Origin of the sequence: Proteus terrae subsp. cibarius (genome assembly GCF_011045835.1) — a bacterium.
Classification (GTDB): domain Bacteria; phylum Pseudomonadota; class Gammaproteobacteria; order Enterobacterales; family Enterobacteriaceae; genus Proteus; species Proteus cibarius.
Genome location: NZ_CP047349.1, coordinates 3911572 through 3937992 on the forward strand (window position 1 = coordinate 3911572; position 26421 = coordinate 3937992).

At 37.1% G+C, this 26421-nt stretch carries 20 protein-coding genes; 10 read left to right on the forward strand and 10 right to left on the reverse strand.

Annotation, left to right across the window (positions count from 1 at the left end; translation table 11 throughout):
* The first annotated feature begins 38 nt into the window (after positions 1-38).
* From GTH25_RS17870 to GTH25_RS17885, 4 genes are all read left to right on the forward strand, one after another.
* Positions 39-950 (forward strand): sensor domain-containing diguanylate cyclase, encoded by a 912-nt coding sequence (locus GTH25_RS17870; protein WP_075673738.1) that lies wholly within the window; start codon positions 39-41, stop codon positions 948-950.
* Positions 951-1130: 180 nt separating this feature from the next.
* Positions 1131-2090 carry a UTP--glucose-1-phosphate uridylyltransferase GalU gene (gene galU, locus GTH25_RS17875; protein ID WP_223672818.1) on the forward strand — a complete coding sequence of 320 codons (960 nt, stop codon included), beginning with the start codon at positions 1131-1133 and terminating at the stop codon, positions 2088-2090.
* A gap of 73 nt (positions 2091-2163) precedes the next feature.
* The gene (locus GTH25_RS17880; protein ID WP_164530782.1) at positions 2164-3192 is read left to right on the forward strand and encodes a family 8 glycosyl hydrolase; all 1029 of its coding nucleotides are present in this window, start codon (positions 2164-2166) and stop codon (positions 3190-3192) included.
* A gap of 314 nt (positions 3193-3506) precedes the next feature.
* Positions 3507-3935 carry a TOBE domain-containing protein gene (locus tag GTH25_RS17885; protein WP_164530783.1) on the forward strand — a complete coding sequence of 143 codons (429 nt, stop codon included), beginning with the start codon at positions 3507-3509 and terminating at the stop codon, positions 3933-3935.
* A 116-nt stretch (positions 3936-4051) separates the two neighbouring features.
* Here the strand turns inward: GTH25_RS17885 and GTH25_RS17890 are convergent, their stop codons facing one another.
* From GTH25_RS17890 to fdnG, 7 genes are all read right to left on the reverse strand, one after another.
* Positions 4052-5701: an LTA synthase family protein gene (locus GTH25_RS17890; protein WP_099659551.1), complete on the reverse strand. Its 1650-nt coding sequence runs from the start codon at positions 5699-5701 to the stop codon at positions 4052-4054.
* A 109-nt stretch (positions 5702-5810) separates the two neighbouring features.
* Positions 5811-7673, reverse strand: coding sequence for a selenocysteine-specific translation elongation factor (selB, locus tag GTH25_RS17895; protein WP_156734379.1), 1863 nt, complete (start codon positions 7671-7673; stop codon positions 5811-5813).
* Positions 7670-9061: an L-seryl-tRNA(Sec) selenium transferase gene (gene selA / locus GTH25_RS17900; RefSeq protein WP_156734380.1), complete on the reverse strand. Its 1392-nt coding sequence runs from the start codon at positions 9059-9061 to the stop codon at positions 7670-7672. The genes selB and selA overlap by 4 nt, the downstream gene beginning before the upstream one ends.
* Positions 9062-9076: 15 nt before the next feature.
* The gene (gene fdhE / locus GTH25_RS17905) at positions 9077-9997 is read right to left on the reverse strand and encodes a formate dehydrogenase accessory protein FdhE (RefSeq protein ID WP_075673731.1); all 921 of its coding nucleotides are present in this window, start codon (positions 9995-9997) and stop codon (positions 9077-9079) included.
* A gap of 206 nt (positions 9998-10203) precedes the next feature.
* Positions 10204-10860 carry a formate dehydrogenase cytochrome b556 subunit gene (fdoI, locus tag GTH25_RS17910; protein WP_075673730.1) on the reverse strand — a complete coding sequence of 219 codons (657 nt, stop codon included), beginning with the start codon at positions 10858-10860 and terminating at the stop codon, positions 10204-10206.
* A complete protein-coding gene (fdxH, locus tag GTH25_RS17915; protein ID WP_099659548.1) occupies positions 10857-11795 on the reverse strand; it encodes a formate dehydrogenase subunit beta in 939 nt (312 codons plus the stop codon). The genes fdoI and fdxH overlap by 4 nt, the downstream gene beginning before the upstream one ends.
* 11 nt (positions 11796-11806) lie before the next feature.
* Positions 11807-14854: a formate dehydrogenase-N subunit alpha gene (gene fdnG, locus GTH25_RS17920; protein ID WP_143484136.1), complete on the reverse strand. Its 3048-nt coding sequence runs from the start codon at positions 14852-14854 to the stop codon at positions 11807-11809.
* Between the two features lie 177 nt (positions 14855-15031).
* Here fdnG and fdhD point away from each other — a divergent pair, with 177 nt between their 5' ends.
* Entirely contained in the window at positions 15032-15862 is an 831-nt protein-coding gene (gene fdhD, locus GTH25_RS17925) for a formate dehydrogenase accessory sulfurtransferase FdhD (RefSeq protein ID WP_099659546.1), read from the forward strand.
* On the opposite strand, the gene GTH25_RS17930 is transcribed toward fdhD, so the two are convergent.
* The 3 genes from GTH25_RS17930 to umoA form a co-directional block, all read right to left on the reverse strand.
* Positions 15859-16623: a GNAT family N-acetyltransferase gene (locus GTH25_RS17930; protein WP_156734382.1), complete on the reverse strand. Its 765-nt coding sequence runs from the start codon at positions 16621-16623 to the stop codon at positions 15859-15861. The two genes, fdhD and GTH25_RS17930, sit on opposite strands and share 4 nt — an antisense overlap.
* Positions 16624-16658: 35 nt before the next feature.
* Positions 16659-17522, reverse strand: coding sequence for an ATP-grasp fold amidoligase family protein (locus GTH25_RS17935; RefSeq protein WP_159242240.1), 864 nt, complete (start codon positions 17520-17522; stop codon positions 16659-16661).
* Positions 17523-17779: 257 nt separating this feature from the next.
* Complete coding sequence (gene umoA / locus GTH25_RS17940; RefSeq protein WP_075673724.1) at positions 17780-18316, reverse strand: UmoA family flagellar biogenesis regulator; 537 nt, start codon at positions 18314-18316, stop codon at positions 17780-17782.
* 199 nt (positions 18317-18515) lie between these two features.
* On the opposite strand from umoA, the gene GTH25_RS17945 reads away from it, so the two are divergent.
* The 5 genes from GTH25_RS17945 to GTH25_RS17965 all read left to right on the forward strand — a co-directional run bounded on the left by GTH25_RS17945 (position 18516) and on the right by GTH25_RS17965 (position 26399).
* Positions 18516-19484: a nitrilase family protein gene (locus tag GTH25_RS17945; RefSeq protein WP_159242241.1), complete on the forward strand. Its 969-nt coding sequence runs from the start codon at positions 18516-18518 to the stop codon at positions 19482-19484.
* 174 nt (positions 19485-19658) lie between these two features.
* Positions 19659-20546, forward strand: a complete 888-nt coding sequence (locus GTH25_RS17950; protein WP_099659543.1) for a LysR family transcriptional regulator — start codon at positions 19659-19661, stop codon at positions 20544-20546.
* A 432-nt stretch (positions 20547-20978) separates the two neighbouring features.
* A complete protein-coding gene (locus GTH25_RS17955) occupies positions 20979-21740 on the forward strand; it encodes a Slam-dependent surface lipoprotein (protein WP_164530784.1) in 762 nt (253 codons plus the stop codon).
* A gap of 211 nt (positions 21741-21951) precedes the next feature.
* Positions 21952-23313 carry a surface lipoprotein assembly modifier gene (locus GTH25_RS17960; protein WP_164530785.1) on the forward strand — a complete coding sequence of 454 codons (1362 nt, stop codon included), beginning with the start codon at positions 21952-21954 and terminating at the stop codon, positions 23311-23313.
* 41 nt (positions 23314-23354) lie between these two features.
* On the forward strand, positions 23355-26399 hold the full coding sequence (locus tag GTH25_RS17965; protein ID WP_164530786.1) for a TonB-dependent receptor domain-containing protein: 3045 nt from the start codon (positions 23355-23357) through the stop codon (positions 26397-26399).
* Positions 26400-26421: the final 22 nt, after the last annotated feature.

Genomic DNA, 26421 nt, shown 5'->3' on the forward strand with positions numbered 1-26421 from the left:
AATATATATGCTTTATTGATGAGCATAGGAGGTCAAAAATGAATGAAATGATATTTAATGATGATAATTCTAAATGCTTATTAATAAAGCAATTTACTAATAATGTTTTCATGATGTTAGTAACAGATATTAATGGCATCATTATTTATGCAAATGAAAAATATTGTGAATTCAATAATGTTCACTTTGAAAATATAAAAGGTAAAAAATACAGTTTATTTAACTTGGTTGATGAGAATCAAATTAATTATTGTGTAAATGGTAATAATGATAATAAGGGAGTATATAGATTAGAAGCCAAAAGAAATAACGATACACAAAAAGATGTATGGGAAGATATTAGTATTATTCCTGTGTTTGATGAAAATAATTTAATTTCTCACTATGTGTTTATTAGCTTAGATATTACTGATAAGGTAGAGCTAAGAAACGAGTTATTTAATAAAAGTTATATTGACTCATTAACTGGAATATCTAATCGATTAAGTATTGTTGAAAAAATCGAAAATGAACGCTTAAATATTTCACAGCCATCTTCATTTTGTCTTGGTATTATAGATTGCGATAAATTCAAATCTATTAATGATCAATTCGGGCATCATGCAGGCGATAAAGTATTGTGTGAAATATCAAAACGATTGTCACAATTAGAAAATAGTGAAGTCTATTGTGGGCGGCTTGGTGGCGATGAATTTGCTGTGCTTTTCCCTAAAGGATTACGTTCTTGTTCTGTGATTTTGTTAGAAATAATAGAATCACTTTGGAAATCAATGGAAAAGCCCATCGATATTAATTCGGATTTTGTGTTAACCCCTTCAATTAGTTTAGGTATTGCTGAATATCCTAAAGACGGAAAAACATTATCTGAATTATTAAAATCTGCAGATGAAACACTTTATTCTATAAAAGAAATGGGTGGTAATAAATATGGGTTTTATTCCGGATTTTAAATAAAAGGTTTTAAATAGAATTTTTTAAATAAAGATATATAAAAATAACGTTATTTCTTTTTAACGAAGAGAGGATAACTGTTTTTAAAATATATCTAGCATTCCTGATGAAATATAAGAGTAAATTTAAAATAATACTAAATATTAGTTTTAGATAAATGTCTATTAGAGGATTTTATTATGATGAAAGCGGTTATCCCTGTTGCTGGATTAGGTACTCGTATGTTACCTGCAACGAAATCAATTCCTAAAGAAATGCTGCCAATCGTTGATCGCCCTTTAATTCAATATATTGTTGAAGAGTGTGCTCAGGCAGGCGTTGAGGAAATTATTTTAGTGACTCACTCTTCTAAAAATTCAATTGCGGATCACTTTGATACCAGCTTTGAATTAGAAAATATGCTGGAACAGCGTATTAAAAATAAATTATTAGAAGAAGTGCGCTCAATTTGTCCTGACAATGTCAAAATTGTTCAAATTCGCCAAGGCCATGCTTTAGGTTTAGGCCATGCAATTTGCTGTGCACGTCCAGTTATCGGCAATAATCCATTTATTGTTTTACTGCCAGATGTTTTATTAAATGCACACTATTGCGATCCTCAACATGATAATTTATCAGCAATGATAAAACGTTTTGAAAAAACAGAACGTAGCCAAATTATGGTTGAGCCTGTGCCAATGAGCCAAGTACAACAATATGGTGTTGTAGATTGTGAAGGGGTTTTCTGTCCTCAAGGTAATTGGGCTCCTATTCGTCGTATCGTGGAAAAACCCAATCCTGAAGATGCACCTTCTAATCTTTCTGTTGTTGGCCGTTACGTTTTTTCTGAAGCTATCTGGGAATTATTAGATGGTCTACCAGCTGGCGTAGGTGGTGAAATTCAATTAACGGATGCGATTGATTTATTATTGAAAAAAGAAGTCGCTGAAGCATATACCTTAGTGGGTAAATCACATGACTGTGGTAATAAGCTAGGATATATGAAAGCCTTTGTTGAATATGGCCTACATAATTCTGCCTTAAAAGAAGAATTTGCTTCTTGGATGCAGGACTTTTGTGAAAAAACATTGTTACCCAAAACAGAAGTCATAGAAGAAGATGAAGTAAGTGAAGCACAAAAGATAGTTGCTATCTTTTGAGTTTATCTTGAAATAATATGCAATATGCCGACCGAACTAAGATGGCGGTCGGCAATAGCAGGAGAGAAAGTCAATGTCTTTTAGGCACTTATCTCGTTGTAATTTTCTATTTTCCACCTTTTTTATTTTAGGTTTGTTGCTTATGGTTTCTCCCTCAATACAGGCAGCAGATACCCAAGTAGGATGGCAACAGTTTAAAGAACGCTATATTAAGGATGATGGGCGAGTTATAGACAGCGCTAACAAAAACATTTCACACTCTGAAGGTCAAGGCTATGGCATGTTAATGGCCGTGATAAGTGATGATCATGAAACATTTAATAAGTTATGGCGCTGGACTGCCACTTCTCTTTATCGTGGCGATTTAGGCTTATTTAAGTGGCGTTATGAGCCTGAAAATAGTGAACATACCCCTGATCCTAATAATGCAACAGATGGTGATATCTTAATTGCGTGGGCATTATTAAAAGCTGGCGAAAAATGGAATGATGAAAGTTACCTTTCAGCTTCTGATTCTATTCAACACGCTATTTTGGAACATACTTTAATTAAGACAAAAAGTTATACCGTACTTTTACCCGGTATTAATGGTTTTAAGACGCCAGAAGAAATTATTATTAATCCATCCTATTTTATTTTCCCTGCATGGAAAGATTTTTACCGCACAAGTAACGATGTTCGTTGGAAAGTGTTAATTAATGATAGTCAGTCTTTACTTAGAAATATGCGATTTGGTGAATATCAATTACCAACAGACTGGGTAAGTTTATATCCAGATGGAAAGATAGAACCGAGTGAAAAATGGCCTGCACGATTTAGCTTTGACGCAATACGTATTCCGCTTTATTTAGCTTGGGCACATGATGAATTAGCGCTACAACCTTTTGTGCAGTATTGGCAGCAATTTGATCGTTATAAAACCCCAGCTTGGGTAAGTATTGATGCTCAAGAGCGCGCTGAATATAACCTTACTCCCGGCATGATGGCGGTGAGAGATTTAACGATGAAAGCACCTATTGAAGATGTCGATTTAAGTGAAGATACGGATTATTATTCTTCAGCTTTACATTTATTAGCGGCCTTTGCTCAAAACGGACAATAAGTATATTTAGTTAATTTGAATGATAGATAGCTTAAATTCCTTTTAATACAGAAAGGCATTAAGTTATCTATTTTGTTTATATTGATAGTGCTAAAAAATAAATTTATAAATTATTTATACTTATTCAATACTAATAAGTTAATAGTAATTTGTTATCTCTATGTTTTTGTAACGCTATGTTTTTAAATAATAAATAAACCTTAAGCCATGATCTAAAAATAATTTATTTGATGATATTTATGCTAAAGTTATCTCAGTAATTTGACAGTGTTATTAATATAATCTCTCATCAATAATAGAATAGAGGTGAATAAATGAAAGTTTCAGCACGCAATCAGTTAGTTGGTAAAGTTATTGATATTATTGAAGGTGCCGTTAATAGCGAAGTGATTTTATCTTTAGCCCATGGTGAAAAACTTGCCACAATTATTACTAAAGAGAGCCGTGACAGTTTAAAAATCAAAAAAGATGGCGAAGCAATTGCCATTATTAAAGCGCCGTGGGTTGTTTTAGCACTGCCTGATTGCGGTTTAAATTTCTCTGCACGTAACCAATTTTTAGGTAAAGTAACTCAAATCGCACAAGGTGCGGTGAACTCTACCGTTCATTTAGAAACAGCTAAAGGTTTAGAACTGACAGCTGTTATTACAAATGAAAGCTTACAAGAGATGGAACTGGTAAAAGGCAGTGATGTTTTAGCGCTAGTGAAGGCATCAAGTGTGATTGTCGCGACACGCAAATAATTGCTAGTTTATTTCTTGAAATAAAAAAGAGGCTAAATATCTAGCCTCTTTCTTTTTGATATTAATTATCTTTTTGAATTTATTATCCCGATCATCTTTTATTCAGGTAATAAAAATTAATTATCTGTACTACCTGCAACTTTAAGTTTGTTATAGATATAATTTTTATAACTGTTAACTAATTTCTCGTCTTCACAGTCATTTAATTTACCTTCACATAAATGGCGCATTTGAATGTTTGCTTTGTAGAAAGGAGATAATGGCAAACGAGCACGTTCCAGTATCATGCCACCTAAGAAGCTAATATCCGTTAACTCACCCGTTGAAAGTGACGCACCTTGCGTTAGGTTGTCTCTCAATGTGAATTGAGTAATATGCGCGGGGTTAGTAAATGGTGACAGGTAATTATTTAGCTCAATATTAGGTTGATGATCACCAAAATAGAGAAACATTGTCGGTTTTTCTCTTTGGGCGACAAAATTAGAGAAATCTTTAATTGCCGGATCACTGGTAATTATTTTTTCCATATAGTGACTAAATTTACCCGGTGCATTACTGCTTTCTGTATGACCTGCTATTTGGTACATATCTCTGTGTGATTCGTCATAAGGGCCATGTTCATACATGGTTAATGAGAATATAAACAAGGGTTTGTCTGTGCGTTTTTTCAGTACCTCTTCAACGTAGCCCAACATATCTTGTGTCGATATTTTCCAGAGATTTTCTTCTAATGTTCCTGGATAACCAAGCTCTTGTGGTTGAATAATTTCATCAACGCCCATTTGCTCATAAGCATAACCGGCATGATAAGCACTGCGATTAAATGGGGTGAGTAAGACAGTGTAATAGCCTTCAGCTTTGAGTTGGCGGAATAAACTTTCATTAAGATTATCGACAACAAAATAGAATACCGAATTTTTACGCGCACCAAAATCATCCGTATTTAGCCCTGTTAATACAGAAAATTCAGAAAGCCAAGTACCACCACCAAAGGTTTGTACACGTAAAGGGCTTTGTGCACTCACACCTTCATCTTTTTGGAACATAAATAAATCAGGCAGTGCAACATCTGTATTAAATTGATAAATATGAGGGTTAACTGTCGATTCCTGTAATAAAACGATAATGTCAGGTTTTATGTCTGTTTGTGTTTCTGGTAATACGGTTTTATTTGCTTGTTCAAGGAAGTAATCCGCATTTTCCTTGAAATAAGGAGGGTGATAAGCGGTTTGGTAACCAGACATGATTAAATTAGTGACAGTACCTCGTCCACCCGGAAGAGTGCCTTCCCATTCAGCTTGCCATTTTTCTACGGTGAAATGAATAGTGGTAAACCCAATGACTATTAAGAGTAGGCTACTCATACGCAATGCTGGGCGTGATTTTTGGGAAAAACGCCAAGCGATGGACATATTGATAAGAAGCCATATTAGCATCACAATCAATGCAACACCGGCTTCCCAATAATGGCCTAATGTCCCTAAATTCGAGCTATCAAAAGCCAAATCAAAATCAGAGAACATTAATGCTTCTTTGTAATAATGAACTTTGAGCTGATTAATAAACTTAGTTATTAGGAAGAGTGTACCGGTGGTAATAGCCGAAAATAAGACACGAGCAGATAAAATAAAGCAAAGAGAAAAAAGAATAAAATAAGCACCTACTGAAAGAAGTGCAGTATAAATAAACGTTACTTTCTCAAAAACAATAAAGAGTGAGGCTATAAGAATAAGTGCAAGATAAGCACTTCCTAATATTTTTTTCATGTCTCTTCCGAGTATAGCGATAAAGAATAAAGGGATATTTTACAAATATTGTAGGCGATAACCTTAAATAGGCTAAATAACTTTATTTAGCCTAAATTAACATCTGTATTTAGAATAACCCTTTGTCTCGTAAAATATGAAGATCTTTTTTGCGGCGAGTAAAACCCGTGCGATCAAAATACTCTAAAATTTGCACTGCTAATTTACGCCCAACGGATAATTCATCACGGAAATCCGCTGCGGTAACACTGCCATTGTTTTCATTATATTTCACAATGATAGATGCAAATTTTTCTATTGTTTGGTGTGTATAGTAGCGATCGGCAATAATCGGAATAATTAAACCTAATTGCGCCGCTTTACGTAATAATGAGCGGATCACCTTCTCATCATTTTTCATTTCATTGGCTAGATCACGTACCCACCAAGGCTCAGATTGCTCAAAGTAGACTTTGGCATTTTGCCATAGCGCATCTTGTTCTGGAGAAAAGGCAAGACCATGAGTTGGGAGATGAAGCCAACCACGACTTTGGCTAATAGCACCTTCTTTACGTAATTGATCTATTAAGTGATAGACCAATTCATCATGATAAGTCGGTAGTGCCATCCGTTTTAAACGAGAACGACCCACACCCATTTGGTCATTATGTTGTTGATGATATTCCGCAAGGGTATCGAGTAATTTCTGTTTTGCATTATCAGCATTTTCTTTAGAAAGAATAACGCCTGCAACGCTGACTAAATCAAAGGTTTCTAATAACTGAGTTAGTGCACTCTCAGTTAATTGCTGAGCCCAAGCAAATTGACTTAGAGAGAGTTCACCTTTTGGTAAACATAACGCTAAATTGGCGCTAACGCTGTCTGCGCTATTAAGTTGGTGTAACCAAGTTAAGAATTCAGCTTGTCGTTTACCTCTACGTGGTGAGTGCAAATGTAAGACTTTTGCGGCGGCTAAAGTGCGTTGAGCACTGATATCGCGCAAGATAAGTCTGTCGTTATCCACCAGCCAAAGGGATTCATCAAGAATAAGCTCAGCTAACTGTGGTGTTTCATTAGCATCATTTAAAAGAGCAACACGACCTGTAATATGGCGTGTACCGTGGTGAATATGTACAGGCTGCCAATGCTTTAAAGGTTCATTTCCAATTAAACTGACTAATATTTTATGAGATTGATAGTTAGGTGCTTGAGAAAGCAACCAGTCACCACGAGAGACATTTTCTTTACTGACATCACCTGTGATGTTAATGGCAATACGATGACCTGCACCCGCACTCTCTACGGGCTGATTTTGTGCATGTAAGGCTCTTATTCTTACTGGTTTATCTGCACCAGTTAGCCAAAAGGTATCACCAACAGAGATTTGTCCTGCAAGTGCGGTACCCGTGACAACTAAACCAGCCCCTTTAATGCTAAAAACACGGTCTATTGCTAAACGAAAACGTTTATGCCATTGAGGGTGTTGTTGCTCTTGCTGATGCAACTCAACAAGGTAGTTACGAAGCGCTGGAATACCTTCACCTGAAGGGGCTGAAGTGACAAAAATATCAGGTTGTTGCCAGCCTAAATTGGCTAATACATCGATTGTTTGTGAACGAACTTCTTCAATTCGCTCAGGTGTAACGCGATCTGCTTTGGTGAGAATAACGGTAACTTGAGGACAGCCAGCAAGATGTAAAATAGAAATATGTTCGATGGTTTGTGCCATAACGCCATCGTCACAAGCCACAATTAATAGTGCATGAGAGATCCCACCGACGCCCGCGAGCATATTTGAAAGGAATTTCTCATGGCCGGGAACATCCACAAAACCAATTGAGGTTCCATCATCTTGACGCCAATAGGCATAACCTAAATCAATGGTCATGCCTCGTTTTTTCTCTTCAGGTAAATGGGTCGTATCTACCCCAGTAATGGCCTGTATAAGTGTGGTCTTTCCGTGGTCTACGTGACCTGCTGTCGCAAAAATCATAGTAAAAGTGCCTGTATTAATGCATTTTCATCCTCAAGACAGCGCAGATCAAGCCACAGGCGACCATCAGTAATTCGACCAATAATTGGCTTTTCTAAATTACGCCAATGCGCAGCTAGCGCATCTAACTGGCTACCTTTTCCATCTTTGGCTTCAAAGGTAAGTGCTGCACTCGGTAAACTTTCAATAGGTAACGAACCACTGCCTATTTGAGAAGCACATGAGGATATCGTGATATGGTAGTTATCCCCATAATATGCCTGAAAATGAGGCAATAACCGTTGCGCCATATCATTAATTTCTGTTTGTGTCCGAGTTAACAAACGTAATGTCGGGATCTCAACAGCCATTTTTTCAGGTTGCTGATAAAGGCGTAATGTGGCGCCTAAAGCAGCTAATGTCATTTTATCAACACGTAATGCACGTTTTAAAGGATGGCGCTGAATAGCCTCAATCCACTCTTTTTTACCAAGGATTATCCCTGCTTGTGGGCCACCTAATAGTTTATCGCCAGAGAAGGTGACAAGGTCGATGCCTTGTTGCAGATAATCTTGTGGCATTGGCTCTGAAGGTAAACCTAAGGCAGCTAAATTAGTCATTGAGCCACTGCCTAAATCGATAGCGGTTGGTAAGTTCATCTCTTTACCAAGCGCAGCAAGTTCATCGCCATGTACTTCAGCTGTAAAGCCTTGAATACAATAGTTGCTAGTATGAACTTTCATTAGCAAACCCGTATTTTCATTAATGGCGTTACGATAATCTTTAAGGTGAGTTCGGTTTGTTGTACCGACTTCTTTGAGTGTACATCCTGCTTGTGTCATTACATCAGGAATACGAAAAGCACCACCTATCTCAACTAATTCACCGCGAGAAACAACAACCTCTTTATTTGGAGCCATTGTTGCAAGCATCAATAAAACAGCCGCTGCATTGTTATTTACGATACAGGCATCTTCTGCTCCTGTTAATTCACATAACAAATCAGCGATAGCGCGATCACGGTGTCCTCTTGAAGCACCATCGAGAGAATACTCTAAGGTTGCTGGTGAACGCATAACTTGGCTAACGGCTTCAATGGCGGATTCTGCCATTAATGCACGCCCTAGATTGGTGTGTAAAACGGTACCCGTTAAATTGAAAACAGGTTTAATCGAAGATTTTCGTTGTAATGTAATGCGATTTTTTAATTCATCAGCCCAATGGTTGTGCCATTGTGGTAACTCGTTTTTTTGACGAATAATGATACGCGCTTCTTCTTGTAACTTTCGTAAATGCTCTGCAATAAATGTCTGTCCATAAGAAGCCACAAGGGCTTGAATGTCTGCTTGGTGCAGTAACTTATCAATAGATGGCAGTTGGCTATAAAGTGAGCGCGTATCATTTGTCATGCTAATACCTAATTATTATTCATTTGGGAACAGGAATGGATTAATGCTACTACGAGCAAAGCCTTCTTCTTCCATTTTTGCATCAAGGACAATAGACGCTAAATCATCAGCGACAGCATCCACATTGGCATCTTTTTCTTGATATAAAATTTTCAGATAGCTTCCACAATCACCACAGCTTTCTGCTTTTACTGGGGCATTTTCGCTGTCTAAAGACCAGTAATTTAATTTGCCTGTTAATTCACAGTTGGTGCACTTAATGCGTACGACATGCCACTGTGTTTCACATAAATTACAGTGTAAATAGCGTAAACCTTGTGTTGTGCCGATTTGTACCATGCTTGCCACTGGCATACTGTTACAAACTGGGCAGAATTGACGATTTTCACCGTATTCTGTTTTCGCTTTACCCGGAATATTTGCTGCTAATTGTGCCCAGTAAAGAGATAGTGCTGCCCAAATAAAGACAGATTTATCTGCTGAGACTTTTGAATATTCATCATTGAGTAATGCTGTTGCCATCTCTTCTAATTCAGTTTCAGAAGCTTTAGAGAGGTTTTCTAAAGTGATAGTGGCACTTTCAGGCACAACTGGACGTAATTCAGCAATAATCGAGGCTAATAAAGCATGCCAATGTTTACTGCGTTTAAATGTTTTTCTATCTAAAGGCGCTACGCCAACTTGTTGTGCAAGGAGTGGAGCAAGATCAATGACAAGCGGATTGTCATGAAGTGCTTTTTCTTGAGCCTTGACAATTTCTGCTGCAAATTCAAGGTAGTCTGCGAAAGGGTTATCTTTTGCTAGTGTTTGAAAACGTTCAGCACGACGTTGATAAAGGTTTTTCAGATTAGGGAATAATACGGGTGGAATGAAACTGATCCCTTTTTCTGATTGCTCTTTACCTAATTGCTCTTTAGGAACGATGCGAATACTCATAACGTTCTATCTTCCTATTATCATAAATTTTATAGTGAATACCCACAGGGTTTGGCTTCAGAATAAATCAAATACAGATACGAAGCCATGACAGTGGGTAATAATAGCGTGATTTTATTGTTTTTTACGCCTTAAAATCAGACGTAAATTGAATAAAAAACGGAGGCTTACAAGCCTCCGTTTGTTCTGAAATATGCTTTAGGGCATTATTTCTCTGACTGCTTTTCGGCTTCTTTTTTCTCTTCTTCGAGAATTTCACGATACCAACGAGGGTGGTGCTTTTTAGCCCAACCACGAGTTACCCAGCCTTCAATCATGCTACGAATTGAACCTTTCACCCAGAATGCCGCATAAGCGTGAACAAATACGGTGATTATCAGTAAGATTGCTGATAATGAGTGAACTAATAAGGCAATTCGGATCACTGGGATCGAGAAATACTCTGCGAAATAAGGACGCCAAATAATAACACCACTGACTGTTAGTAAGATCAGGCTGATACTTAATGTCCAGTAAATGCCCTTCTGACCTAAGTTGTAGTGGCCAATATCACCAGCTTCTTCATTTTGCAGTACTTTATGAATGTTTTTAGCCCAGACTAAGTCATCTTTATCAATAAAGTTGTGCTTCAGATATCTGAAGAACATAAAGAGAAAGAGGAACGCCATCACGCTACCCACGAATGGGTGTAACAAACGCGACAGTTCTGGTGTACCTAAAATATTCATGAACCAGTTCAGAGATGGGAAGAAGAAACCCAATCCGCTGATAGCAGTAAACAGAAATACAATCACTACTAACCAATGGTTAATACGCTCAGAAGCGGTGTGGCGAAGAATTTTATCGCCTTTCTTCTTCATCATTTCTGCTCCTCCTTATTCACAGAGGTCTGTGTTTTAGAAGATGCTTCCATCTCTTTGAGCGCTTCTTCTTCATCTTCTTCAGTTGTACGGTTTGGACCGACACCTAAATAGTGGAAAATTGCACCCGCGAAGGTTGCGGCAAAACCAACGGCAGCCAATGGTTTCCAAATACCTTTCCAGAATTTAACGGTAGAGCTAATTTCTGGGTTTTCTGGTAAACCGTGGTACAGATTTGGTTTGTCAGCATGATGGAGAACATACATCACGTGTGTACCACCCACACCTTGTGGATCGTAAAGACCAGCGTTGTCGTAACCACGAGTTTGCAGTTCAGAAACACGCTCATTAGCAAGATTGATCATGGCTTCTTTCGAACCAAAATGAATCGCGCCTGTTGGGCAAGTTTTCACACATGCAGGCTCTTGACCGACTTCGACACGGTCAACACATAACGTACATTTGTAAGCACGGTTATCTTCTTCATTAATGCGAGGCACATCGAAAGGACAACCTGCAATACAATAACCACAACCAATACAATGTTCTGATTGGAAATCAACAATACCATTAGCGTATTGAATGATTGCGCCTTCTGCTGGACAGGCTTTTAAACAGCCTGGATCAGCACAGTGCATACAACCATCTTTACGAATTAGCCACTCCAGTTTGCCATTCTCTTCAACTTCAGAGAAACGCATCACTGTCCATGATTTCGCGGTTAGGTCAGTTGGGTTATCGTAAACACCGACGTTAGTGCCAATTTTATCGCGAATATCGTTCCATTCAGAACAAGCAACCTGACAGGCTTTACAGCCGATACAGGTTGTTACGTCGATAAGTTTTGCCACTTCTTCCTTGTAATCCCGCACCTTAGGCGCGGGAGTGAGGGAATTGGTAGCAGAGCGACGAATAATGTCTTGGGATTGCAGTGACATAATTTATCTCCTTACACCTTTTCCACATTAACAAGGAACGCTTTAAACTCAGGCGTTTGTGTATTCGCATCACCAACGAATGGCGTTAATGTATTCGCAATAAAGCCTTTCACTGCAACACCTTCAAAGCCCCAGTGAATAGGAATACCAATGGTATCCACTTTGCGTCCATCAACATCAAGGGTTCTAATACGTTTAGTGACCACCGCTTTCGCTTTGATATAACCACGTTTTGAGCTGACTTTAACGGTATCGCCTTGAACAATGCCTTTTTCTGCGGCTAAACGCTCACCAATTTCAATAAATTGTTGTGGCTGAATAATCGCATTTAAGCGCGCGTGTTTAGTCCAGAAGTGGAAATGTTCTGTCAGACGATAAGTTGTACCGACATATGGGAAATCTTCTGCTTTACCCATATCTTTCCAGTCATCTTTAAAGACACGCGCTGCTGGGTTTGAAACTACATTTGGATGCAGCGGGTTAGTACCCAATGGTGTTTCAATTGGCTCATAGTGTTCAGGGAATGGGCCTTCTGCCATTTTATCGATAGCAAACAGACGTCCCATACCTTCCGGCTGCATAATAAATGGACCAACATCAGAACCCGGTGCAGCGTTGCTATAGTCAGGTACATCAATACCTGTCCATTTGCTGCCATCCCATTCGATTAATTTACGTTTAGGATCCCATGGTTGACCTTGTGGGTCTGCCGATGCGCGGTTATAAATAATGCGACGGTTAAGAGGCCATGCCCATGCCCAACCTAATGTATTACCCAATCCTGATGGATCGGAGTTATCACGGTTAGCCATTTGGTTGCCTTTCTCTGTCCAGCTACCAGCGAAGATCCAACAGCCACTTGCTGTTGTACCATCATCACGTAACTGAGCGAACGAGCTAAGCAGTTGACCTTTTTTCAGAATGATATTGCCATCAGCGTCTTTTAAATCGACTAATGCTCTACCATTACTTTCTTGTGCCACTTCTGCCGATGTTGGATTATCAGGATCAAAGTAATCCCAAGTCATATTCAACACCTGCTCTGGCATCGCGCCGCCTTCTTCTCTATAGAGTTGGCGTAAACGATGGAAAATACCTGATAAAATCTCAGCATCAGGGATAGCAATACCAGGGGCATCACCACCTTTCCAGTGCCACTGTAACCAGCGACCAGAGTTAACGATAGAACCGTCTTCTTCTGCGAAACAGGTTGTTGGCAGACGGAAGACTTCTGTCTGGATATCTGCTGTTTTAACGTCGTTCTCTTCACCGTGGTTCTGCCAGAAACATGAAGTTTCAGTGTTTAGCGGATCCATTGTGATAAGGAATTTCAGTTTTGATAATGAACGAACAACTTTGTTCTTATTCGGGAATGATGCAACTGGGTTAAAGCCTTGGCAGATATAGCCGTTGACTTCACCTCTATCCATCATGTCGAAGTATTGTAGAACATCGTAAGGTTTGTCCCACTTAGGTAACAGTGAGAAGCCCCAATCATTATCACGTTGAGCATTATCGCCATAGAATGTCTTCATCATACTGACGAAGAATTTAGGATAATTGCCCCAGTAGTTAACTTGTCCTGGTACTGTCGCTTTTGGCGTATTCGCAGCTAAGTAGGTTTCTAATGAAGTCTGCTTTTCAGAAGGCAACGTTAGATAGCCTGGTAAACTTTGAGATAATAGACCGAGGTCAGTTAAGCCTTGAATATTGGAGTGACCACGTAGTGCGTTAACACCGCCACCCGCCATACCCATATTACCTAACAGTAATTGGATCATCGCCATGGTACGAATGTTTTGGGCACCAACGGTATGTTGAGTCCAGCCTAATGCATACAGGAAAGAAGCTGTTTTATCTTTCGCCGCAGTTTCAGCAATATATTCACAGACTTTTAAGAAATCATCTTTTGGTGTACCACAAATCTGAGTAACCACATCAGGCGTATAACGGCTAACGTGTTGTTTTAACAGATTCCAGACACAACGAGGATGTTGTAATGTGGTATCGCGTTTTGCGAAACCATTTTCATCCATCTCGTAGTTCCAAGTGGTTTTATCGTATTTACGTTTTTCTGCATCATATCCGCTGAATAAACCATCCTCAAAATGATAGTCTTCACGGACAATCAAGCTAGCATTGGTATAAGCCTCAACGTATTCTTTTTGATATTTCTTATTTTCGAGCAGATATAAGATAACGCCCGATAAGAACGTAATATCAGTACCAGAACGGATAGGCGTATAGAAATCCGCCACAGCCGCAGTACGGGTGAAGCGAGGATCAATAACAATTAGCTTGGCGTTATTATGGATTTTAGCTTCCATCGCCCAGCGGAATCCCACAGGGTGTGCTTCTGCCGCATTACCGCCCATAACGACGATAAGGTTGGCATTTTTCATATCAACCCAGTGGTTGGTCATCGCACCGCGACCAAATGTTGGAGCAAGACTTGCTACCGTTGGTCCGTGTCAGACACGCGCTTGGTTATCGACAGCTAGCATCCCAAGAGCTCTTGAGAATTTCTGAGTTAAAAACCCAGTTTCATTACTTGCTGCGGAGGCGCAAAGCATACCCGTTGTTAACCAACGGTTGACTTCTACACCTTCTTTATTGAATTTCTGGAAGTTGGCATCGCGGTCTTTTTTGATTAAGCGCGCAATACGATCAAACGTTTCTTCCCATGAGAGTTTTACCCATTTATCCGAGCCGGGTGCACGGTATTCAGGGTGTTTTAAACGACCTTCACTGTGGATGAAATCCACAAGACCAGCACCTTTAGGGCATAATGCACCACGGTTTACTGGATGGTCTGAGTCACCTTCAATATGGAATATCGTTTCTTTTGCGTTTTTCGCGCCATCGCCCAGACTATACATTAATAGTCCACAACCGACAGAACAGTACGTACAGGTATTGCGGGTTTCGCGGGCTCTCAGTAATTTATACTGACGTGAACCTGCTAGCGCAACTGCTGGTGCAAAACCAAGCGCCGCCGCTGTAGTACCTGCCATACCGCCAGCACAGATCTTAAAGAACTGCCTTCTGCTGACCTGCATGGGTCTCTCCTCATCATACATTGCTTTTACTGACTCTGATTTTCTTCACGAAAATGGAGCTGATTGTTTTTTTATTCCTATTATCCTTAATAGGATCAGGTTCATTGCCTGATAGGTAGTGTAAAATCGTTTTACCCGTATTGTTATTATGTATTAATAAATTTAGGAATTCATCTTATGGATGAAACAAAATCGACAAAATTGTTAACTAAACGTGTAATCGTTGGCGTAGATCAAACAATTGTGCAACACAAAGGATCGCTTAGCAGACAAGAAGACGATTATATTGCACTCGAAGTTCCTGTTGCATTAGTGTACAACGGAATTTCTCACGTTGTTATGATGGCTAGCCCTAAAAATTTAGAGTTGTTTGCTGTCGGATTTTCTTTATCCGAAGGCATTATAGAATCTTCTAATGAAATTCGCAGTATCGAAATTGTGGAAAGTTGTAACGGAGGCATTGAAGTTCAAGTTGAATTATCAAGCCGACGTTTTATGGGATTAAAAGAACGTCGCCGCAATATGACTGGCCGTACTGGCTGTGGTATTTGTGGAACTGAACAACTGGAAGAGATTTTCCGTCCTATTACGCCGTTACCTTTTACACAAACGTTTTCACTTTCAAACCTTGATAAAGCGTTAGAGCAGATGACAACCGTTCAAGAAATTGGAGAGCTAACGGGGTGTACTCATGCCGCTGTTTGGTTGTCGCCAGAAGGTGAAATGCAAGGGGGATGTGAAGATGTTGGTCGTCATGTTGCACTTGATAAGCTTTTAGGTATGAAAGCACAAGAAAAATGGAATGAAGGTGCGGTATTAGTCTCTAGTCGAGCCAGTTATGAAATGGTGCAAAAAGCTGCTATGTGTGGCGCAGAAATTTTATTCGCTGTTTCTGCGGCAACCTCTTTAGCTGTTGAAGTGGCTAATAAATACAATGTGACGCTGGTGGGTTTTTGTCGTCGCGGAAGAGCAACAGTGTTTACTCATCCACAACGACTGATTGACTAATTAATATCGTGGAACATCCAAAGGTTGGGTTCAAGATAAGTGCCAAATTGGTGTTGAATATCAATACTCACCGGCGCAAGCCCCATAGGAATGGCATAATCACCATTTGTTGGAAATTGTAGCGACGTCCATTGTTCCCACGTTTCTATCGGGGCTTCGATTTTCATAGACTGTGGGGCTATTTTGATAACCTTTGCACCTAATCGCCAGTGTGTCCGTATCCAAGGATCAAAAGGTTCATTATTATGATTCTGCCATTGGCAATATTCTTCAAAAGAGTGCAGTGGATAGCGGTGTTTTAATGTGGGGCGAACGGGAACCACAACACCAAGATAACCTTGTTTTCTTGCGTATACTTTTAATGCATTAATTAAAAGCTGGGGAATACCTTGGCCACGATAGCGGTTATCAACGGTTACAGATAATGCTGAAATAAGTTGGCATGGGAGCTGTTTTTCATCTGCTTGCATACCTAATTCAAATACACAATCCCAGCCATTATCAGGAAGTGCATCAAAACTGTTGTGTTCCCAAGGTAAAGCGACAGCGTTTATTACACCAACGACTTCTTCTTGATCGTTTTCTTTTAATACTGCGAGAAATTGATAATCAGAAAAAGGAGATGCATATAAGCGATCCCAATAGCTTTCATTAACCGATGTTCCCATCATAAAAGCAGGCCAATGAGCTGCTATCATTTTTTCTGCTTTTTCGAGTAAATCAGTACGGGACTGAAAATGTGTAATTACGATATTCTTCATAGTTAATTAATTTATTAATAAACGTAGTCAGCCAATTATGACCACAATGCACCTAATTTGTAATCCCACTCTTTAGGTTTGATGGGGATACGTCCTGCATTTGGAGTAAAAGTCATTTCGCTAAAGATAAGCCTATTTTCAGACATTAAAAAATCAACTCGGCAATAATTAAAGTCACTTGCCATTTTAGCGGCTAATTGCAACATATTTTCAAATTGAGCTGGTTTTTCAACATGTTCTGGAGTGTTGGGATCTTCTAATGTGATAGGTTGTAACTGCCAATTTGTATCATACACATTAATATACTCATTCCCTTTGGTGTCAGAAATATCAATTTCAGCATAAAGAGGCTGACCATTAAAACAGTGAAGACGACAAGTTGTTGGTATCATTGGCTTTTGTGTATCAAATAAATCAATATATTCTTCGCAGAGAATTTGAGCCTTGATATTTTTATAATGCCATTCGCGCGTGACAGGATAGAGATTACGTTTTAAATGAAACTGAAGCTTTTTCTTTGCTTTTTCAAAATCAAAAGTGGTTTTATCAAGGCAGATGATTGTACTACCACTGTCATGATTACATTTGAGTACAAAACGTGAAGGAAGTTGAGTAATATCGATTTCATCAGGATGAGAATAGGTGTTAATGATAGGAACAAGATAGTGTGGGCCAATCTTTTCTATCACATAATCTCTGACTTTGATTTTATCAGCTAAGCGCGTATAAATTGGATTTCTATCGAATAGCATACGAGCATTAATTTTTTCATTAAGTGATGTCGGTATTTTAAAGTTAGGCTGATAACCTAAGTTACGTATAAACTTGTTCTTTAAATACACACGATCAGGCAATGCGAGAGTTCGAAACTGTTTGAAATAATATTCTATGATTTTCATAAGCTAATGATTATTTTAAATAGATAAGTGAAATAAAAACTAACTTTTCTTTGAATTAAACTTCTATATAAAGAAATAATTAAATTAAATAGAAATTAAGAGAATAATGTCAGTTATTGATATTCTTATATTTTTTTTATTTATATAAACTTAGAAAGTATTAACGTAGGTTAATATTCAAAGTACTTATTTTAATAAAAGAAAAAATGATGACATTAAGAGAGAGTTAACAAAAAGGAATATTGATTAAGAGTATATTAATTTGATGACCATTTAGTTATATGAATTGGTTTATCCCAATTATTAAAGCGTAATCCTTTGCCTGTTCTATTTCCGTGAGCATCTAATATCTCATAATACTCTTCGACGATTTGGCTACGGCCACGTTGCCATTCATTGGTTGTTGCAAAAGGATCAATCAAATAGATATCGCCGACAACGGTATATAGTTCACCTAAATAGCGAATTTTCTTCGTACTACTATTTGAATAGTGAGAAAACATAATTTGGTAGGTTTTGTAGTGTTCCGGTTGACCATAAGGACCATATTTCATTGCAATATAGCGAATGCCTTGAGGATCAGAATGGCTTGCACCACCCGGAACGGGCATATCTGGTGTGATATTAAAAAGAGTATATCGAGAACTTGCCGTTGGCTGTCTTAATGCTTGCCGATAGCTTTGTGTATCTAATCCAGAAGCTGGCCATGTTCTATCCACTAAGCCATCTCCCGCTAAACAGGAAACAGATAATCCTAACAATGAAAGAATTATAAATAGGGACTTAGCAGACATAAATACTCCTTTATTGCCATTATGATGCCAAAAAATAAGGCACTTGTTCCGTGAAACAGAGGTGTAGAACCCTGTTATTTCTTGCTGTTATCCTATTTCATTCCAAATGGTTATCAAAAATAGAGAATAAGTGATTATCTTTTAAGCAATAAATACGTTTTTATATTGATAGAGATATCAGGCTTAATAGGTGAAACGTATGAATACATCTAAAACATTACGCGTTGCTACAGTGCAGTTTCAGCATAAAGCAAACGACAAAGCTTATAATTTAGCGAAAATCCATCAATTTATAGATAGTGCAGCCAGTCAGCAGGTGAATGTATTAGTGCTTCCTGAAATGTGTATTACTGGATATTGGCACGTTCCTCAATTGCCAGAACATGCGGTCTATGCATTAAGCGAGCGTGTTTCTGATAGTGAGTCTTTAGCGTTAATCAAACAAAAAGCGATAGCGTATCAAATGGCGATAGGTGTCGGGCTTATTGAGCAAGCAGAAGATAATACACTCTATAATACATGGGTTGTTTGTATGCCTGATGGCTCTTTACATAAGCATCGGAAATTACATGCTTTCGAACACCCGATCATCAAAAGTGGTGAGCAATACACCGTATTTGAAACCCCTTGGGGCGTTAAAATGGGAGTATTAATTTGCTGGGATAATAATTTGGTTGAGAATGCACGGGCTAATGCATTATTAGGTGCTGATATTTTACTCGCACCTCATCAAACAGGTGGAACAAATTCACGTAGTCCACATAGTATGAAGCCGATCCCTATGACACTTTGGGAAAATCGACATCAAGATCCCAAATCATTACAAGAGGCATTTCAAGGAGAGTATGGAAGAGGCTGGTTAATGCGTTGGTTGCCAGCAAGAGCCCATGATAACGGCATGTTTGTGTTATTTAGTAATGGTGTAGGCCGTGATGAGGAAGAAATTCGCACTGGTAATACGATGATTATTGATCCTTATGGACGAGTAATAAAAGAGAGTAAAGCAATTGATGATGATATGGTGATTGCAGATCTTGATCTTACATTATTAGAAAATTCAACAGGAAGACGTTGGCTAACAGGGCGAAGACCTGAACTTTATTCGATATTAACGACAAGATTAGGAAATGAACAAGATCCTATTTCAGTTCGATTTGGTAAAGAGTAATTCAATAAAAAAACAGCTTTCATTTTGTGAGCTGTTTTTGTTTTGGTTAAAGAATAATCTCAATTTAATTTATTTGTTTTACTTATTAATGTATTGCTGTTGGTTATTAATTTTATTTATTTATTCTATGTTAGAATAATAAAAGGAAAAATAAGATAGGATCAATAATTAATCATGGATACCCGTTTATTGAATGCATTTGTTGTTTTAGCTGAAACAGAACATTTTGGTGAAGCTTCATCAAGGCTTTTTATTAGCCAACCCGCACTCACTAAACAGATAAAAACATTAGAATCTCAGTTGGGTGTCACTCTTTTTCAGCGTGGGCGTCACGGCGCAAAATTAACCCCTGAAGGACAGTATTTACTGAGTCAATCTCAGTCAGTCTTAAGAGAAGCCCGTATTCTAGAAAAACAAGCTCGCCAATTAAGTGCACCTCAAAAAGTAGAGCTGTATGCAGGATTTGGTCTGTCCTCATTAAATTTTATTACACCATTATTGGCAAAATTTAATCGTGTTCACCCTGATATTACTGTTCACATTGATGATATGCCTTCTAACACAATGGAAGACAAATTACTTTTGGGTGAGCTTGATCTGGCATTTTCACGTTTACCGGTTACAGAGCCACTAAAAAGTATTTCATTAGTGCAAGAGCGATTAATGTTAGCAATCCCCACGCAAACTATTATGGTGCTAGAGGCTGATGATGATCCACTCCACTACTTTAATACGCTTGGGCTTATTCAGTTGTCTCCTGAAAAAGGAAAAAAATTGTATCAACAAATCCATGATTTTCTAAAACATCATCAAATCAAACCTCGTGTATTACAGCAATCACAAGATATTCAAACGCAGTTAGCATTAGTTGCCGCTGGATTAGGTATGGCATTGGTGCCTAAAAGTGCAGAACTTATTTGTGACAAACAAAAAGTCACTTTATTGCCACTATCTGGCTTGTATACACAATGGGAAATAGGTGTTATTTGGAATAATAATATTCAGAATAAAGATCGTGATATCTTTATAAAAATAATTTCTGAGGAAATAAATAAAATATAGTGAATGAAAAAGATTTTTAATTTGAGTAATGATTATATTTCTAATATATTATTTATAATAAAGCTAAAATACCTAATAAATATTAATTAGTCTTAAAACAAATAAAGATAAATAATTGCGAGACTGTTCACAGAAATAAACATGAAATATTTATTTGTTTTTTATGTGTTTAAATAAAAAATCAAAGTAAATCATTTAATTAATTTAATTCTCATAACATAAATAGGGTTAATTAAAATCTCTCTAATTAAAATGTGTTATTTACAATAAAAGAGATTTATTTAATATTACCTACGAACAACACAGCAAACTTTATATTCGTAAGTGAAGCTGGAACGATAGATAAAATATCAATATTTCTGTAAGTGGCTACTTGTTATTTCTATTTATAATAAGTAGCCACACCCTTCAATGAATAATAAGGAAGTTATTATGAATAAACGTAATAAATTAGTCTGCGCATTATTTATATTAATGGGCTCTCATGCAGTACATGCTGAAATTCACTCTAATCAAAGTGGCCCTTTAACGACAATGAAAGTCGGTGCAAGTGATGCTATACAGCGTGGTCATAGTCAAATACCAGGTGGAGAGCCGGGTGTTGGTATTAGTACAGTAGGAGGTGGGAAAAAAATTGGTTTTGCTTCATTAACCTCGCCAAGAATGAGTAGTGGAGCGGATAGTAATGGAATTTATACAGTTCAATCTAATCATCAACATAGTGATATGGGGGTTTTCCACTTTGCCAAAATCACGGATGCCAATGTCTATTTTGGTGACTGGGCAAAAACAACATCAGCAACGGATGCGACACACCAAACCTATTATGTCGGTAAAGATGTTACAACCACATTACCAGCAGATAGTGCCACTTATACGGTAACGGGTATTAGCCAATACAGTGGTAGTAACTTACTTTCAGGTTCGTTTGATGTTGATTTTTCACAAAAGAAAATCGAAGGTTCGCTGACTAATAGCCAACGTACGGTTGATTTAGCAGGAGGAAATCTTTATACCGCAAATAACCAAGTGACGTTTTCTGCAGATGCAAATGAAGGGTCAACATCAGGGGTTGTTGAAGGCGCTTTCTTTGGTGAAAGTGCAGAAGCATTAGCGGGTATTGTGGTGTTTAGTTCAGATCATAAAAAAGACATTAGTTTTGGTGGTACGAAAAATAGCAGTGACAGTGAATAAATGACAGCAAGCATGGACGCTTCTTGATTTTTTCAAAAATAATATTATAGATTTATTTGGTAAAACAATCGGTTAATTCTTTAAAAGTGGTATTAGTGGTCATTACGCTAAATGTTAGCAACAGATAATCTGGTATAGGGTTATCTGTTTTTTTTTATCTAAATTAAGCCGATTTAAAGGAATTGTTCTTTTGTTTTTATAAGGATATACCATGAATTATGATCAACTCTTAACCAGAGGGTTACTGGCTGTATTGCTCATTGTATTTTCATTTAATGGGAGCGCAAAAGAGAGTCGCGACAAGTTATTTTCTTATCTTGAAACAACGAGTACAGCTAAAGTAGGTCAGCAACTTTATCACTATTTGCAACAACAACAGTGGCAAAAAGCAGAAAGATTACTGCTTTATTATCAACAACAACCTCAACATGAAGTATTACTTGTTAATTATGCAAAGGCGTTATTGGCACAAAACAGAGGTGATTTTTTAAATGCTGAATTTTATTATCAGCAACAACTTAAGCAAAAAGCCGATTTTATCCCAGCCCAAACAGGATTAATTCAACTTTATTTTCATTTACGAGAATATAAAAAAGCACAGAAACAACTTAATCAACTGAGCAACATTGTTGATTTATCTAAAGATATTATCCAATCTATTGAGTTTTATAAGGTTAAGTTAGCCTCTTATTTTCAAGGCCAACGTTTCTATCAACTTGGCTTTTTTTATGATGATAATATTAACCATGCACCTTACTTATCTGAAAAAATTATTTCTCAATCCACTCAAAGAAAAACGACGCTAAGAGGTGCAAAACCTATTGCATCTACAGGAATTACTCATTATTTTTCTTTTTATCAACCTTTTATTATTTATTCTAACCATACTTTTTCTTTTTATACTTATGCTAGATATATAGATTATCACTCTCACCGTAATGCCAATTTTTTTGCATTATATACACAACAGGGCTACCGCTATCAAAAACCGCAATATCAGTGGTCAATAACACCTTATTACGAAATAAAATCATCACGGGAACAATATGAATATCAAGCATGGGGAAGTGAAACACAGCTTTCCTATTTTATTAATAAAAAGCAAACTATTAATTTAAGCTTGGATTATAAAATAAAGAAATATCAAAAAGCGTTAAATAATTTAAATAGTAAGCGAGTAAGTTATAGTGCTTACCATAACTATTATTTTAATAATGGAATACACTTAGTTAATCAATTAAATTATCAGTTAGAACGTAAAAAAAACACTTTATTAAATTATCAGCTGTATGGTATAAAAACTGGCGTTTATTATCTATTGTCAGCTAATTGGCATATCTCTCTTTTTTTACAGTATCAAATTAAATTCTTTAATAACTATAATCCTTTATTAAAAAAGAGAAGAAAAGACAATGGTGTTATTTTTACAACAAATATTAAAAATAAATCACCCTTGATTTTAGGATTTTATCCCACAATAGAATTACGTTATACCCGAAGATTAAGCAATGTGGATTGGTTATATCAATATCAGCAACATGAAGTGTTATTTAAATTAGAAAAACAATTTTAATTAAATAATTGACTTCCTTTATTAATTGAATAGGTAAAACAATGCATGTAATGCTTTTTAGAAAGCGAAAAATGGTTTCAATCTTCGTTTCTCTCTCGCTATTTTCTCCTTGCTTTTATCTGCAAGCCAAAGAAGATAAAACCGATCTTGGTCATATTCAGATTTCTGATAATAAAGAAAAAGATAAACAGGGTTATTCACACGTTTATGAGAAAGATGTTTCTAATGTTTATTTAGGAAAAGAGCTATTAGAGCGTTATCAAGGCGTTTCCCCCGCTGATTTACTAAAAAGCGCCATTGGTGTTTATAGTGGTGAAGCTCGTAATGGGGGAGCGCTTGATCCAAATATTCGGGGTATTCAAGGGCAAGGTCGAATACCTGTGACTGTCGATGGTACAGAGCAGGCAATTACTGTTTATCGAGGTTATAGTGGCGCATCTAATCGTAATTATATTGATTCTAATCTGATTAGCAGTATCTATATTGAAAAAGGTCCCTCATTAACACCTGATATGAAAACCGGTATTGGTGGGGGTATTGCAGTAAAAACCTTAGATATTCGAGATATTGTACCTATTGGCGATTCTTTTGGTATTAACTTTAAAGGGGATATTAGTAATAACTCCACACGGTATAAAGAAGTCTATTTAGATATGCTCGGAGATTATCGCAATTATCCTTATTTCTATCATCATGGTTCAAAGGTCGTTGATCCAGCTTTAGAAATAACCCCTCAAAAAAATAAAGATTGGCACTTTCATGATCATTCATTTCGACTTGGGATTGGTTTTGAAAAAGAAAAATTTAATTTATTATTTACCTATGCATTACGAGAAAAAGGAAATTATTTAGCAGGAAAAAGAAATACAGAAGCTTATCTCGAAACGGATGATATGAAGGCAATCCATTCTATTGATTATAAATTAAGGTTAACGCCTTATGTTCCTTTTATTGCCCATATTTATCGTCCTGGTAATGAAGTCCCTAATACCTCCAGTCGTAATCGTTCCTTTTTAGTAAAAGGAACATTATTCCCTGAATCAACACGTCGTTTTTCAATTAACTATCGATACACAGACTTACTGTTTGGCGATATTATGCCTCTGAGATTAGAGTGGGCTCGTTACGAAAAAAATGTCGTGACTCAATGGCCACTAGCAACGATTAATCAACAGGCGGGAATATTAACTTATCAGTGGAAACCAGAAGATAAGCAAGCGGATTTTCTGTTACGTTTATGGGGTAATTTAACTTCAGGGCATACGAATACTCGTGGTGGTGAACCCAGAGTCTCAATGGAGATTGATTATGACGAAAGGTATTTATCTAAATGGGATGCAAAAGTAGATACCCATTTTATTGATACAGCTTCTCTTTATCAAAAAAATAACCGCTATGGTGTGGATTTATCTTCTATATTTAAATTATCACCTCAATTTTCTATTTCATTTTCCAGTAATTATCAATTTGAAAAATTAGACAGTGATGAAATTAAAATTCCTGAAAATTTTGATTTTGTTACCTCAGGGAGAGCAGGACAACGTCATGAAATTAACTTAGCCCTTTCCACAGATTGGAAGCCACTTTCTTGGTTAGCCATTACTGCGGGTGGGAAATACCATTATTATCATTTAACAGATACTTTTTTAAATAATAAGCGAAGGAATAACGTAAAAGGTTATGAGAAAACTCCCTCTATTAGAGGATATATAGTAAGTTATAAAAGAACATTGACACAGGAAGAGTGTTATTTAGTTGGCACTCTATGTGGAATTACGGAACAACAGTTACCAGAAAAATATAAAAGAGTAATAAGAGATCCTGAACTTAGAGAAAAAAGAAGGATAGTACAAGCGTATAAATTAACTCATCCAGAGTATGAAAAACTACCTGATAATATAAAAAAAGAAATTAATCGTAAAATAAAAATCTCAAAACAAATGCATTTTGAAAATAGAACATATCTCCGTGATGAGAATGGAAATGTTGTTTTCAACTCTACTACTATGAGACCAATGAAAACAGGGTTATTATATTGGGGTCTTGATGAAGATGGAGAGTTATTAAAAAGCAATAATATTTTGTTAAACGGTTATATTAATATTAATGAAAAAGTACCTGATCCAATTACAGGTGAATTAGTTAATAAATATGAAATGGGCGTTTCTAATCCAATACCTATTTATCTTGATGATGATAAAGATAGTTTTGCACCAGAGGCCAGCTATCATCATGGCGCATTTTCACCCTTAGTGTCTGCGACGGTATATGCCAACGATATATTGCGTTTTTATGGACGTTATACTGAGCAGCTACGGTTACCCAGTTTATTTGAAGATACCAGTGGTTTTTCTGGGTCAAAAGCGCGTTATTACGGTTTTAAATTAAAACCCGAGCGTGCGAAAAGTGCTGAGTTAGGTGTTGTGTTTGATTTGACAGATTGGCTAAATGTGGAGCGCCATGCCGATATTAAAATTAACTATTTTCGTACCAATATTGAAAATGTGTTTGATAGAGATGCGAATTGGCAAATTAGGCAATTTGAAAAGCAAATATTAGAGGGGTTAGAGGTTCAAGCTCGCTTTGATAATGGCTTTATTTTTATGGATACGGCTTTAGTTTATAGCCATAAAAATAAAGTATGTGATAAAAATGCCTTTAGTAACTACGATCCTTCAGGGTTATTAGGTGTTAAACAATGTATGACGGGGGGTTATCCCGGTGGTTTTTTACGTACTTCTATCCAACCTAAATATTCGGTTAATTTACATTTAGGGACTCGTTGGTTAGATAATAAATTAGAAGTTGGAAGTCGTTGGCTTTATTCATCAGAAGTGGAAAATAAAGATGAAAAATGGCTAAAAGAAAAATTACCACGAGAAATGTATGGCAGAAATAACAACCCAATGCGTTGGGCAAAAGTCTTTACCGTTGATGCTTATATTAACTATCAGTATAGCCCTAATTTATCTTTTGAAATAACAGGCAGTAATTTATTAAACGAATACTACATTGATCCTTTAACGCGATCAGGTATGCCTGCGCCGGGAAGAACATTCCGATTAGGTGTGACTGCACAATTTTAACTAAAAGAGAGTAAGGAGCTTT

What these genes read in the sequence shown, in the direction of transcription:
- GTH25_RS17870 (WP_075673738.1), top strand. Translation starts at nt 39, where the DNA reads ATGAATGAAATGATATTTAATGATGATAATTCTAAATGCTTATTAATA.
- galU (WP_223672818.1), top strand. Translation starts at nt 1,131, where the DNA reads ATGATGAAAGCGGTTATCCCTGTTGCTGGATTAGGTACTCGTATGTTA.
- GTH25_RS17880 (WP_164530782.1), top strand. Translation starts at nt 2,164, where the DNA reads ATGTCTTTTAGGCACTTATCTCGTTGTAATTTTCTATTTTCCACCTTT.
- GTH25_RS17885 (WP_164530783.1), top strand. Translation starts at nt 3,507, where the DNA reads ATGAAAGTTTCAGCACGCAATCAGTTAGTTGGTAAAGTTATTGATATT.
- GTH25_RS17890 (WP_099659551.1), bottom strand. Translation starts at nt 5,701, where the DNA reads ATGAAAAAAATATTAGGAAGTGCTTATCTTGCACTTATTCTTATAGCC.
- selB (WP_156734379.1), bottom strand. Translation starts at nt 7,673, where the DNA reads ATGATTTTTGCGACAGCAGGTCACGTAGACCACGGAAAGACCACACTT.
- selA (WP_156734380.1), bottom strand. Translation starts at nt 9,061, where the DNA reads ATGACAAATGATACGCGCTCACTTTATAGCCAACTGCCATCTATTGAT.
- fdhE (WP_075673731.1), bottom strand. Translation starts at nt 9,997, where the DNA reads ATGAGTATTCGCATCGTTCCTAAAGAGCAATTAGGTAAAGAGCAATCA.
- fdoI (WP_075673730.1), bottom strand. Translation starts at nt 10,860, where the DNA reads ATGATGAAGAAGAAAGGCGATAAAATTCTTCGCCACACCGCTTCTGAG.
- fdxH (WP_099659548.1), bottom strand. Translation starts at nt 11,795, where the DNA reads ATGTCACTGCAATCCCAAGACATTATTCGTCGCTCTGCTACCAATTCC.
- fdhD (WP_099659546.1), top strand. Translation starts at nt 15,032, where the DNA reads ATGGATGAAACAAAATCGACAAAATTGTTAACTAAACGTGTAATCGTT.
- GTH25_RS17930 (WP_156734382.1), bottom strand. Translation starts at nt 16,623, where the DNA reads ATGAAGAATATCGTAATTACACATTTTCAGTCCCGTACTGATTTACTC.
- GTH25_RS17935 (WP_159242240.1), bottom strand. Translation starts at nt 17,522, where the DNA reads ATGAAAATCATAGAATATTATTTCAAACAGTTTCGAACTCTCGCATTG.
- umoA (WP_075673724.1), bottom strand. Translation starts at nt 18,316, where the DNA reads ATGTCTGCTAAGTCCCTATTTATAATTCTTTCATTGTTAGGATTATCT.
- GTH25_RS17945 (WP_159242241.1), top strand. Translation starts at nt 18,516, where the DNA reads ATGAATACATCTAAAACATTACGCGTTGCTACAGTGCAGTTTCAGCAT.
- GTH25_RS17950 (WP_099659543.1), top strand. Translation starts at nt 19,659, where the DNA reads ATGGATACCCGTTTATTGAATGCATTTGTTGTTTTAGCTGAAACAGAA.
- GTH25_RS17955 (WP_164530784.1), top strand. Translation starts at nt 20,979, where the DNA reads ATGAATAAACGTAATAAATTAGTCTGCGCATTATTTATATTAATGGGC.
- GTH25_RS17960 (WP_164530785.1), top strand. Translation starts at nt 21,952, where the DNA reads ATGAATTATGATCAACTCTTAACCAGAGGGTTACTGGCTGTATTGCTC.
- GTH25_RS17965 (WP_164530786.1), top strand. Translation starts at nt 23,355, where the DNA reads ATGCATGTAATGCTTTTTAGAAAGCGAAAAATGGTTTCAATCTTCGTT.